The 12,980-nt window shown below is 36.8% G+C and carries 10 protein-coding genes; 2 read left to right on the forward strand and 8 right to left on the reverse strand.

From position 1 onward, the window contains the following. The first annotated feature begins 36 nt into the window (after positions 1-36). The gene (gene gyrB / locus ACGH6S_RS03020; protein ID WP_411578317.1) at positions 37-2,448 is read left to right on the forward strand and encodes a DNA topoisomerase (ATP-hydrolyzing) subunit B; all 2,412 of its coding nucleotides are present in this window, start codon (positions 37-39) and stop codon (positions 2,446-2,448) included. 449 nt (positions 2,449-2,897) lie between these two features. Here gyrB and ACGH6S_RS03025 read toward each other — a convergent pair whose 3' ends face one another. The 7 genes from ACGH6S_RS03025 to ACGH6S_RS03055 all read right to left on the reverse strand — a co-directional run bounded on the left by ACGH6S_RS03025 (position 2,898) and on the right by ACGH6S_RS03055 (position 10,369). Continuing rightward, the gene (locus ACGH6S_RS03025) at positions 2,898-4,403 is read right to left on the reverse strand and encodes a hypothetical protein (protein ID WP_411578318.1); all 1,506 of its coding nucleotides are present in this window, start codon (positions 4,401-4,403) and stop codon (positions 2,898-2,900) included. A gap of 558 nt (positions 4,404-4,961) precedes the next feature. Next, positions 4,962-5,876: a UTP--glucose-1-phosphate uridylyltransferase GalU gene (gene galU / locus ACGH6S_RS03030; RefSeq protein ID WP_065626360.1), complete on the reverse strand. Its 915-nt coding sequence runs from the start codon at positions 5,874-5,876 to the stop codon at positions 4,962-4,964. Positions 5,877-5,895: 19 nt separating this feature from the next. Next, on the reverse strand, positions 5,896-6,414 hold the full coding sequence (locus ACGH6S_RS03035) for a DUF2569 domain-containing protein (RefSeq protein ID WP_085165995.1): 519 nt from the start codon (positions 6,412-6,414) through the stop codon (positions 5,896-5,898). 443 nt (positions 6,415-6,857) lie between these two features. Further along, a complete protein-coding gene (locus ACGH6S_RS03040) occupies positions 6,858-7,850 on the reverse strand; it encodes a hypothetical protein (protein ID WP_174799339.1) in 993 nt (330 codons plus the stop codon). A gap of 496 nt (positions 7,851-8,346) precedes the next feature. Further along, a complete protein-coding gene (locus ACGH6S_RS03045; protein WP_370738315.1) occupies positions 8,347-8,478 on the reverse strand; it encodes an entericidin A/B family lipoprotein in 132 nt (43 codons plus the stop codon). Between the two features lie 35 nt (positions 8,479-8,513). After that, positions 8,514-9,716, reverse strand: coding sequence for an aromatic amino acid transaminase (locus tag ACGH6S_RS03050; RefSeq protein ID WP_174799338.1), 1,203 nt, complete (start codon positions 9,714-9,716; stop codon positions 8,514-8,516). 269 nt (positions 9,717-9,985) lie between these two features. Next, entirely contained in the window at positions 9,986-10,369 is a 384-nt protein-coding gene (locus ACGH6S_RS03055; RefSeq protein WP_034915311.1) for a RidA family protein, read from the reverse strand. Between the two features lie 185 nt (positions 10,370-10,554). Here ACGH6S_RS03055 and ffh point away from each other — a divergent pair, with 185 nt between their 5' ends. Further along, a complete protein-coding gene (ffh, locus tag ACGH6S_RS03060) occupies positions 10,555-11,922 on the forward strand; it encodes a signal recognition particle protein (RefSeq protein WP_411578319.1) in 1,368 nt (455 codons plus the stop codon). 119 nt (positions 11,923-12,041) lie between these two features. Here ffh and ACGH6S_RS03065 read toward each other — a convergent pair whose 3' ends face one another. Next, the gene (locus ACGH6S_RS03065) at positions 12,042-12,914 is read right to left on the reverse strand and encodes an EamA family transporter (protein WP_085165999.1); all 873 of its coding nucleotides are present in this window, start codon (positions 12,912-12,914) and stop codon (positions 12,042-12,044) included. Positions 12,915-12,980: the final 66 nt, after the last annotated feature.

A 12,980-nucleotide genomic window follows, 5' to 3' on the forward strand; every position in this document is an offset into this window, starting at 1 on the left:
AGAACGATATAAACAATCAAAAAAGTCGAGAAATCCATGTCCAATTCTTATGATTCTTCTAGCATTAAAGTACTCAAAGGGCTTGATGCTGTCCGTAAACGTCCAGGTATGTATATTGGTGATACTGATGATGGTACAGGACTTCACCATATGGTTTTTGAAGTTGTTGATAATGCCATAGATGAAGCATTAGCTGGATATTGTCACCATATTGAAGTAACAATCCACCCTGATAACTCTGTTTCTGTACGTGACGATGGTCGCGGTATTCCAACAGGTATTCATGAAGAAGAAGGTATTTCAGCAGCAGAAGTTATCATGACCGTATTGCATGCTGGCGGTAAATTTGATGATAATTCTTACAAAGTATCTGGAGGTTTGCATGGTGTAGGTGTTTCAGTTGTTAACGCCTTATCAGATAAATTAGAATTAGTTATTTATCGTGATGGAAAAATCCACCAACAAGTTTATAACTTAGGTGTCCCGGAAGCTCCCCTAAAAGTAATTGGCGAAACACCTGAATCTGGCACTTATGTACGCTTCTGGCCAAGCCCAGAAACATTTACCAATATTGAGTTTGTCTACGAAATATTAGCAAAACGACTACGAGAATTATCATTCTTAAACTCAGGCGTATCAATAAGATTACTTGATGAGCGCACAGGCAAAAATGAACATTACCATTACGAAGGTGGCATTCAAGCGTTTGTTGAATACTTAAACAAAAATAAAAATCCTATTCATCCTAAAATATTTTACTTCAGCACAGAAAAAGACGGTATTGGTGTTGAAGTAGCACTACAATGGAACGATGGTTACCAAGAAAACATCTATTGCTTTACTAACAACATTCCACAACGAGATGGCGGTACTCACTTGGCGGGTTTCCGTGGAGCAATGACGCGCACATTAAACAACTATATGGAAGCTGAAGGATACAGCAAAAAAGCCAAAATCAGCGCCACAGGCGATGATGCTCGTGAGGGTTTAATTGCGGTAGTATCAGTTAAAGTACCTGACCCAAAATTCTCATCACAAACCAAAGACAAATTGGTATCATCAGAAGTAAAATCCGCCGTTGAATCCGTAATGGGCGAAAAGTTAACAGAATATCTACTTGAAAACCCAAGTGATGCCAAAATTGTTGTCGGAAAAATCATCGATGCTGCAAGAGCACGAGAAGCCGCCCGTAAAGCGCGCGAAATGACACGTCGAAAAGGCGCCTTAGACTTAGGCGGATTACCAGGTAAACTTGCTGATTGCCAAGAAAAAGACCCAGCTTTATCTGAATTATACTTAGTGGAAGGGGACTCTGCGGGGGGCTCAGCAAAACAGGGGCGCAACCGCAAAAATCAAGCAATCTTACCGCTTAAAGGTAAAATTTTAAATGTCGAAAAAGCCCGTTTTGACAAAATGCTCTCATCTCAAGAAGTCGGAACACTAATTACCGCATTAGGTTGTGGAATTGGCCGTGATGAATATAACCCAGACAAAATGCGTTACCACAGCATTATTATCATGACCGATGCCGACGTTGATGGCTCGCATATTCGAACATTATTATTAACATTCTTCTACCGACAAATGCCAGAAATCATTGAGCGAGGTTATGTTTATATTGCACAGCCACCTTTATACAAAGTCAAAAAAGGCAAGCAAGAACAATATATCAAAGATGATGAGGCAATGACGCAATTTCAAATTGCCTTAGCGCTTGAAGATGCATCGTTACATGTCAATGACCATGCACCTGCACTTGCAGGCGAAGCATTAGAAAAACTAATTGCTGAATATCAAAAAGTCGAAAAACTTATTACAAAAATGGAGCGTCGCTATCCAAAAGCGTTGCTATTGGAATTAGTTTATCATGATGTATTAAACGAAAGTATTTTACAAAACCAACAACAAGCCGAAAATTGGGCAAAAACCCTTGTTGAAAAACTATCAAATAAAGAACAACATGGTAGCAGCTACCTTTATTCAGCTGAATATAATGAAAAAGCACAACTATATGTGCCAATCATTAAAGTAAAAACTCATGGTGTAGATACTCATTATCCATTAGATCAAGTATTCATCCATAGTAATGAATACCGTAATATCTGCCACCTTGGTGCACAATTAAAAGATCTACTTGAAGACAGCGCCTTTATTCAACGTGGAGAACGCAAACAACCCGTAGAATCTTTTGATGAAGCTGTTGATTGGTTAATTAAAGAATCACGTCGTGGATTAACTATTCAGCGTTATAAAGGACTAGGTGAAATGAACCCAGAACAGTTATGGGAAACCACAATGGATCCAACCAGTCGTCGCATGTTGCAAGTCACCATAAAAGATGCAATTGAAGCGGATCAATTATTTACCACATTAATGGGGGATGAAGTTGAACCACGCCGACTATTTATTGAAGAAAATGCCCTTAAAGCGGCGAATTTAGATTTTTAAATATTGTCGTGATAAAAAGTAAAAAAATCAGACATAATGTCTGATTTTTTTTGTGCAAAGGAATTAGGCGTTGTTTTTTACTCTAAAATTGCTCAGGTAGACCATTGATTTTATTAAATTTTTTATTTTTAAATGAAATCAAACAATTATAGGCTAGCTATTTTTTTATTACGTTGAATTTGGCTTTTTAAGAAAAGCGTTTTTGTTATTTGATAATAGCTATTAATAACAACTTGTTAATAACAACCAGTTAATAGCAAAAGCGCAAGCTTTTAAGGCGTATCGGTCGAGGTGCTATTTTGGTTTTCTGCCATCAAAGCTCAAAGCTCACAAACTTTGCCTGCTCAGCGCCCCAACACTTGCGCTGGGGCTTTATTCTTTTTTATATTTTCCTCTCTGGCACCATAACCACCCCCGCGCCCTAAGGATTAAGAACTAAACGCTAAAAACTAAGGTGTGGTGCAAACAGCACCGAAGGCGTAGGAAGAAGCGCCAGTGCCGCCGACGGAGCCTTCGGACGAGGGAACAAAGAAGCCATTGCTACCGATCGTGTCGCTTGTCCAGCAGGTGTTGTTGAAGAAGCCCGCACCAACGTAGTTGCCCAAGTAGCCCCACTCCGTGAAAAAACCTGCTCCTATATGACGCATGTAACCATTACCACTAGACGGCGGCGTGGCACCTACTGCACCAGTACAAGGAGCGTAACTATTCATGCCCCAGCCAGAACAAACCGCATTGGTTAAATCCCTTACCCGTGACAAACGATAACCCAAACTATCACACCATGTGCTTTGATTAGAAAGGCTATCTCTTCGAAGTCCCCGATCGACGAACCACTGCCTCAACACAAATCCATACCTAACCTCATTACCTTGACTATCCCTACCAACCAACTCAAATGTCTGTGGCAAAGAAGGACGTCTAAGTGGACTTGGATTATCTGAATTCATCTGAGTACTATCAGCTTTAGGACCATTCAATGTTACCTGCGTGTTTGAGTAAACCCAATTCACCGTTGCTGTTATATCACCACTACCACCATATGTGGTAACAGACCAACTCAACTGACTTGCATCTATCCCAACTATATCCAAATCAAAATACAATCTATCTGCACCTGTTGTTGGAAAATTTAAACCGTAAGATGATGGATTTGTTGACTGAACTAAAAAACCCTTTGCTGGATTCCACATGCTAGGTGGACCTGCATAATCGCCTGTACCTTTATTTAGATTTGGCCTGACCGCACAAATAACGGGCTGTGACGGTAAAGTGATATAATACTCCGCTGTTCCTCCACTAAAAGTACTACTATCTGGCAAACCATATTGTGTAGTTAAACTACCTCCTGTACTACTTAAGGTTACCTTATAAGGTGCATTACATATATCTAATGCATCGCCACGACTAACAGCATTTCCATCTTTATCAGTTATTGCTAACGATATACTTCCTAATGCGGTAACACCATTTGTACCCTGACCATCTCCATCATCATCTCCCCATTTACCTTGTGTCACTAAGTCATTTATATTTATTGAGTCGCTTAATGGCGGGACTATCATTTCAATATCAGCCAAGGTATCCCCTACATTAGGTAACTTGATTGGCGCTGTTGGTGATGAAGAATTATTTTGCGATGTGAATGTTCGACCATCCGATAACTTAATACCTAATAAGTCCTCTATTTTAGTCACTTTAGTAACACCGCCATCAAAGGTTAAATAAGGTGCAGTACCCTGAATGTAATTAAAAGTAGTAGCCGATAATGCCTGCGATTCTAAGGAGTACGGCAATAACAACAACGGCACTAATGCCAATGGGATTTTTAAAGATAGTTTTGTGGATAATTTCGATGATATAAATGAGTTTCGTGCAAAAACTCGTCGAATAGGATTATTTGATAAATTTAAGACATAAGTTTGCCGGTGCTTGTACCTAGAATGATAATGCATTATGGTTTACCTATTAAGTAATTATTTATTTTATTTAGATTTTTATAATTGTTTGCTTATTTAATAAGCTTGTTTTCCTATAATGGCGAAAGTATAACCATTTATAAAATAGTTGGCTAGTTTTTTAGCGGACTTTTTTGTAAAGAAATGTAAAGATAAAAACGATTTGTCTTTATAGATAGGTGAATTTTCTAATTAAAATAAGGTGTTAGTTTTATAATTTTTTGTATTTTGCGGAATGATTAATATTGCTGATAACATCTAAAACACAAACACACCCAACAACCTAGTTTAGCGTACTAGCTTTACTTCGTTATCGGCATATTTTGATGCTGTGATAAAGCTGGCTGATTAACATTGTAGTGCTATAAGCGTGTTTCTTGCTCTAAAATCGTTCAGGTGGACTATTGATTTTATTGAAATTTTTATTTTTAAATAAACCTAGCGGTTATTGCAGGCTTAGAGGGGGCAGTGTAATGGTTTCGGATGTTGTCACTGATGTTAATTATTTCCACAAAAGGTCAAAACATTCGAAACCTAGCTAACCTAAATCAAAAATTAAAGCGTTTTTAACCAAGCTTTAACATCGCTACCTAAGCTTTTATGTCGCATTGCGTATTGTACAAATGTTTGTACATAGCCAAGTTTATTACCGCAGTCATGACTACGACCTTTTATGCAATAGGCATCAACACAATCTTCTTCAAGTAACATAGCAATTGCGTCGGTCAATTGAATTTCACCACCTGCACCTAATGGCGTTTTGGCAAGTAGAGGCCAGATTTTTTCAGATAGAACATAACGTCCAACAACGGATTGGTTTGATGGTGCTTCTTCAACTGATGGTTTTTCAACTACGCTGTACATTTGTGCAACATTACCCGCAGATAGCTCTTGACCACGACAATCAACAATACCGTAAGAAGAAACTAATTCTTTTGGCACGGGCTCTACCATGATTTGGCTATGTTTGGTTTCATGGTAATTTTTGATCATTGCAGCTAAATTATCGCTGGTAAGGTCACTTTCGTATTCATCGATAATCACATCAGGTAAAACAACAGCAAATGGTTCATCACCAACTAAAGGATAAGCACATAATACCGCATGACCAAGCCCTTTTGCCAAACCTTGGCGGACGCTAGTTATGGTAACATTTTTAGGTAAAATGCCTTGTACTTCTTGCAATAATTGACGTTTAACACGCGCCTCTAACATGGCTTCTAATTCAAAACTGGTATCGAAATGGTTTTCAATTGAGTTTTTTGATGAGTGCGTAACAAATATAATTTCAGTTATGCCTGCGGCAATACACTCTTTAACTACATATTGAATAAGTGGCTTGTCAACAACGGGGAGCATCTCTTTTGGAATAGCTTTAGTTGCTGGTAACATACGAGTACCCAAACCGGCAACAGGGATAACCGCTTTTGTTACTTTTCCATTTACTGAATTGTCTAAATTTGATGTCATTTTATTTCCTTAAAACAAATTAACTAATTATGTCGCTATGAGTAACTTCACTATGGCGACCATTAACAAATGTATTTTTGACTCGAACTGACTTTAACACATAAGCAATCCAAATACTGGTATAAATGATTGCTATCACAATATCTTTTATAAAAGAAAACTCAAATTTAACTTCAAATGGTAACACTATAAAAAGATACCAACATCTTTGAATTAGCTTAAAAACAATAAAACTGCTACTAAATATAATAAAAAAGTTAGGAAATTTATAACTTTTAGTAAAATATAAAAATATAATATAAGCGTTTAAAAGCAATAATAAACAATTTAGACCCATGTCACCTAAAATAAACAGACCCAAATGAATTGTGTGCATTTTCGAGTAGGGATCCAATAATTGTGTCCATACGTCGATAAAATCAATCGCATTTAGTCTAGAAAAAGTAACATATCCAATAAAAATAAAACAAAAAAATAATTCAATACCAACTAAAATTAGCCAACCGCCTAATCCTTTAAGTTCTTTTTCCTTGATCATTTTTGTACCTGTTTAATAATCGATAAATCGTTAGATTCAATTAGCAAAGGATTATCTCTGTCTTTAGCTAAAGAATCAATAGCGATATAAACGATTTGGCAATTTTGTAACACGGCTTGTCTTATACTACAAATTTATCCCCTGTTAAATTTGTGTATTTACCTATTTTTTGAACGACTCTAATTAATAAAAACAAGGTAAATATAAAATAGACAAACAAAAACTAAGAAAATGGCAACAGGACTGGATAAAAGCATAAAAATGTAGAAAGACTTAGGAAAACAAGCATTCTATCTGAGTATTTTTAGCCAATTCAGCGCTTACTCAAAAGATTTTTTATTTCAAAAAAGCGCTTTTGCTATCTAATCACAAAAGCGCAGCTTTATTGGTTTAACACTCATCTTATGATAGGGTAGCTTTCTATTAGGATTAATGGCTAAAAACTAAGGTGTAACACAAATCACATATAGAGAAGCAGGATAATCATAGCCGCCTATATCACCAAAGCGTGGCCACACAATGAGCTGGTACCTGTGGCCATCACTTTCGTCACTCGTCCAGTGAAACCCTTCTCTAAATCCTGCGCCATAAACTGAGAGTACCCCCCACTCTGCAATAAACCCCGCGCCTATTCGACGCTGATAATAATTACCATTTGAGGACGGCGTAGCGCCAACAGCGCCTTTACACCAAGGTCCTGAGTTAAAATTGAAACAAACTGCGTTAGTGACATCTTTTACTTTAATAAGTCGATAACCTAAACTACTACACCAACTTACTTGATTAGGAAGAGTTTCGAGTTTATTAGGCCCTCCACTGACAAACCATTTCTGCAAAACAAATCCATATTTTACAACTTCACTACCTGAACTATCCCTACCCACTAGCTCAAATGTCTGTGGTAAATTTGGCACAGTAATTTTACCTGGATCTGTTGACTGTTTCTGACTATTATTTGCCATTGGCCCGGTTAACTTAACACGTGCTACAACTTTTCCTTTATCGGCAGGAGTAGTCATCCACCACTCATCAGCAACAACACTCGTCACTGTTGCTGTTATTCCCTCATGTGTGACAGGTTCCCATATCAATTCCCCTTCATATCCGTCTATCAATAAATCAAAATATAACCCATCAGCACCCGTTGTCGGAAAATTTTGACTGTATAACATCGGGTTAATTTGAACTAAGAATCCCTTATATGGATTCCATATTTCAGCTGGACCTGCCAGATAGTCGCTATCGTGAAAATCGTCAAGAACCCCACCGCCAAATCGTAGACTCGGCCTTGCGTAATTGATAACTGGCGACGGAATAATTATTGCATCACTACGATTACCCGATCGTTCAATTTTACTTATTGATGCCTGTAAATTCCATGAAGACGACAATAATAATGCTAATACTAGCACGGCTTTTTGAGATAATTTCGGCAATAATGCCGATAATAATTTAAGTGATAACTTCGAGAATATAAACGAGGAAAGCGTAAAAAATTGCCTAAGGGCGTTATTTGATAAATTTAAGAGATAGGTTTGCCAGTGTTGGTGTTTGGTGTTTGGTGTTTAAAATTATACAACATAATATTCCGCCTGTCAATTAATCATTTGTTTTATTTGGTTTTTTATTAGTTCACTAAGTGAACTGAATTGGTTTTAATTATAACTATAAAAAAAATACTTGGCTAGTTTTTGCGTTTTTTTAGGATTGCTAATAACCTTCTGATTTATCAAAAAGATTATTTCAGGTATATGCTAGATGATGTATTTAATAAAAATTCGATAGGTTTGAATATTGGCAATTTTCCATAATTAAAGGTGCAATTCGTAAATTTAACGAACCGCACCCAACAAGTAAAAATATAAAATACAAAATATTTTACTCTAAAAATAGTTAAAAAACGGATATTTTGCTAGACATAGATAACCTTAGTTACATTTTATCACTCACTTTTTCGGCTGTATGTGAAATGGCTTTTCCACCCGATTCGACATCTTGACCAACACCTTTTACGGTGTTACATCCAACAACTAAAGTCGCCATTGCTATACCTAATATTAACATTAACATTTTATGGAACATAAAAATACACTCCTTTATTAACATGATTGTTTTAGTGCAGCAAATGCTTCTGCCACACGTTCGATATTATGGTGATTTAAACCCGCTACACACATTCTTCCGCTACCCACCAAATAAATAGCAAAATTATCTTTTAATTGTGTAACTTGCTCTTTACTAAAACCGGTATAACTAAACATGCCCTGCTGTTTTACTAAATAATCAAAATGACAATCAGGTGCCGCTTTTTTTAATAATTCAACCAGAGTTGATCGCATGGTTACGATGCGAGTTCTCATGGATTCGACTTCTTTTAACCATTGCGCTTTAAGTTCTGGATTATTTAAAACATAACTCACTAACTGCACACCATATGCCGCTGGGGTTGAATAATTTTGGCGAACCGTTGCTTGTAACTGTCCTAACACACGGTTAGCGATCTGGTTGTTATCACATAAAACGGATAATCCTCCCACTCGTTCACCATAAAGTGAAAATGTTTTCGAAAATGAGTTACTAACAAATCCACACAATCCTACATCTGCCATTTTTCGAATCGCATAAACGTCTTGTTCAATACCTTTGCCAAAGCCTTGATAAGCAATATCCATAAATGGAATAAGATCTCGTGCTTGTAAAACTGCTATTACTTTATCCCACTGTGCTTGCGTTAGATCAGCGCCAGTTGGGTTATGGCAACAAGGGTGTAGTAAGACTATGCTTTTAGCTGGTAGTTGATTTAATGTTTCAAGCATTGCTTCAAATTTTACGCCACATGTTTGTTCATCAAAGTAAGGATATTGGTTTACTTTAAAACCAGCACCATTAAAAATGGCGATGTGATTTTCCCAAGTTGGATCGCTGACCCATACTTGTGAATTTGGGAAATAGCGAAATAAAAAATCAGCACCTATTTTAAGAGCCCCCGATCCGCCTAAGGTTTGTATCGTTGCGATACGTTTATCTTTAGAGGCCGAATGATCTTCACCAAATAATAAAGATTGGATCGCTTGGCAATAAGCTGGTAGGCCACTCATGGGTAAATACAATTGAGCATCTTGGTTGTGATGATAGATATAATCACGCGCCGTTTTAATACATTGTAATTGAGGCACTATGCTATTTTCATCATAATAATAACCAATACTTAAATTTATTTTGTTTTCTCGACTATCATTAATAAATTCAGTTACTAGTGATAAGATGGGGTCCCCTGAGTACGGCTCTACTTTTTCAAACATTTTTACAATCCAATTGGTACAAATAATAATAATAAATAATTGTAGATTATTGCACCAACTCTATTGGCGATCAATCATTAAATAATAGTTTAATAGCAAATAATTAAGTTGATTTTTGGTTGGAAAATTGCCGTTTTTTAATAAGATGAATAAAGAACAAAATAACCCAAAAAGTCATGTTTTTATATTAATTTTATACTGAAACACATAGTTACCTGAAACTTTTTTACAAAAATTAGCACCTATTGGTGCTAATCTGATAAGCAAATTTATTTAGCGGCAATAACTTCGATTTCGACTTTGGCATCTTTGGGAATTCGAGCTACTTGTACGCAAGAACGTGCAGGGAAAGATGCATTATTTTCAATAAAAAAGGCTTCGTATACTGCATTTACCGTAGCAAAGTCATTGATATCAGCTAAGAAAATAGTCGTTTTAACGATATTACTTACTTGATAGCCAGCCGCAGTGATGATCGCTTTAACATTCGCTAAACTCTGTTTGGCTTGCTCTTTAACACAAGTTGGCATTTCACCAGTTGTTGGATCTAATGGAATTTGTCCTGAGGCAAATAACATATTACCTAAATCTACTGCTTGAACATAAGGCCCAATAGCTGCTGGCGCTTTATCAGTACTAATTACTTTTGCCATGTCCGATTTTCTCCTTTTTAGTCTAAACTATTCTGTTTTGTAATTATTAATAATCGTCTTTTTCTCTTTCCTCATTTCAACAGGAACACAATTTTGTGTCAAGTCAGTGCAAAATTATGATCGTGGGACTTATTGAAATTTTCTGATATGATAATGGCAATTTTTCATTTATTACGAGAGTTAATATGTTCGAGAATTTAACCGACCGTTTATCACAGACATTCCGCAATATTAGTGGTCGAGGACGATTATCTGAAGATAATATCAAAGATGCATTGCGCGATGTTCGTATGGCACTACTTGAGGCCGATGTTGCACTACCCGTAGTTCGTGAATTTATTAATCAAGTTAAAGAAAAGGCTGTTGGATTAGATGTCAATAAGAGCTTAACCCCAGGTCAAGAATTTATCAAAATAGTTCAGGCAGAATTAACAACTGCTATGGGTGAGGTTAATAGTTCGCTCAATTTGGCAACTCAACCACCCGCAGTGATTTTAATGGCAGGTTTGCAAGGGGCAGGTAAAACAACGAGCGTTGCTAAGCTAGCTAAATTTTTAAAAGAAAAACATAAAAAGAAAGTGTTGGTTGTTTCTGCCGATGTTTATCGCCCTGCTGCGATTAAACAGCTAGAAACATTAGCTAAAGCTATTGATGTTGAAGTTTTTCCATCTGATATTGCTGAAAAGCCAGTCAATATTGTTAATAAAGCTATTTCGCATGCTAAATTGCAATTTTTTGATGTGTTAATTGTTGATACTGCAGGCCGTTTGCATGTTGATAGCAATATGATGGATGAAATCAAAGTGCTACACCAAGCTATCGATCCAGTTGAAACACTATTTGTGGTCGATGCTATGACAGGGCAAGATGCCGCTAATACCGCTAAAGCGTTTAATGATGCATTACCGCTTACTGGTGTAATTTTAACAAAAGTTGACGGGGATGCTCGTGGTGGTGCAGCGTTATCAATTCGCCACATTACCGGTAAGCCAATTAAATTTTTAGGAATGGGTGAAAAGACAGATGCTTTAGAGCCATTTTATCCTGATCGCATTGCTTCACGTATTTTAGGTATGGGCGATGTGCTATCTTTAATTGAAGAATTACAAAGCAACGTCGATCGCGAAAAAGCAGAAAAAATTGCCAAGAAGCTAAAAAAAGGTGATAAATTTGATTTTAACGATTTCCAAGATCAGTTAAAACAGATGCGTAATATGGGCGGAATGGGGGCTTTGTTAGCTAAATTACCCGGTGTTGGTCAACTTCCTGATCATATTAAAGCACAGATGGATGATAAAATTACCATCAAAATGGAGGCAATCATTGGTTCAATGACATTAAAAGAGCGTGCTAATCCTGAAATCATTAAAGGTTCTCGTAAACGCCGTATTGCCAACGGTTCGGGAACTCAGGTTCAAGATGTCAACAAGCTGTTAAAACAGTTTGAAGATATGCAAAAGATGATGAAAAAAATGAAAGGTGGCGGCATGATGAAGATGATGCGCCAAATGAAAGGATTAATGGGCGGAGGTATGGGATTACCTCCTCGTTAAGTCATTAATACTAAATTTTCAATTAAATGAGTTATAACTGAGTACTTAGTAACTGTTAACTATAGCTCGCCGTACAACCATTATCCACTTATAATTAGTGCGATAGTGGTTTTAATTGTTTAATTGTTTGGTTTACTCGATTTTATTTTTACTGGGCGACTCATAGTTAGCACTGTACCTATTGATGAGGTAATAATAAAAATAATGGCTAACCACTGGTAGTGGGTTAGTTGTTCATGCAAAACAATGAATCCAGAAAGCGCGGCAAAAACAGGCGATAAGCTCATTAATGTACTAAATGTTTGTGCTGGTAATTTTGGTAGTGCAATCATGTCTAATCCATAAGGGATTGCTGATGCTAATAACGAGACCAGAAAAACCATTGGGAGCAATTCCAACGAAAACATGGTACTGCCACTTTGCCAAATTCCAATAGGAAATAAAAAGCACGAAGCAATGACTGATCCAATCGCTACGCTGGCTGAGCCATAAATAGTGCTGGCTTTGCGTCCAAATAAGATATAACACGCCCAACCACTTCCAGCTAATAGCGCAAATAAAATACCCTTGGGATCTAAATTGCTTGAAGCTTGTTCAATGGGTAAAAGCATAGCCAAGCCAATAATAGCAACACCTAACCAAATAAAATCAAGTACTTTACGCGAGGAGCACATCGCCACCATAATTGGCCCTGTGAGTTCAATGGCAACTGCAATACCTAGCGGAATTCTTGCGATTGCATTGTAAAACGCTAAATTCATACAACCAATTGAAATACCGTATAAAAAAATGTATTTTAATGCTTGTTTTGTCAGTGTTTTACGCCACGGCTTGAATATTAAAATTAACATAATTGCTGAAAAAAATAATCGCCAAGCTGTCATCCCTTCAGGCCCTAATACAGGAAACAGATATTTGGCTATTGAGGCACTGCCTTGCACTGAAATCATCGAGATAAAAATTAACAAAACAGGCCAAAACCTTTTAAGCATAAATAATTACCTTAAATTAAAGTTATTGTATATGAAACTAATGACAAAAAGTTTCAGGAAACTATG

This window comes from Gilliamella sp. BG3 (assembly GCF_046635605.1).
Classification (GTDB): Bacteria; Pseudomonadota; Gammaproteobacteria; order Enterobacterales; family Orbaceae; genus Gilliamella; species Gilliamella bombi.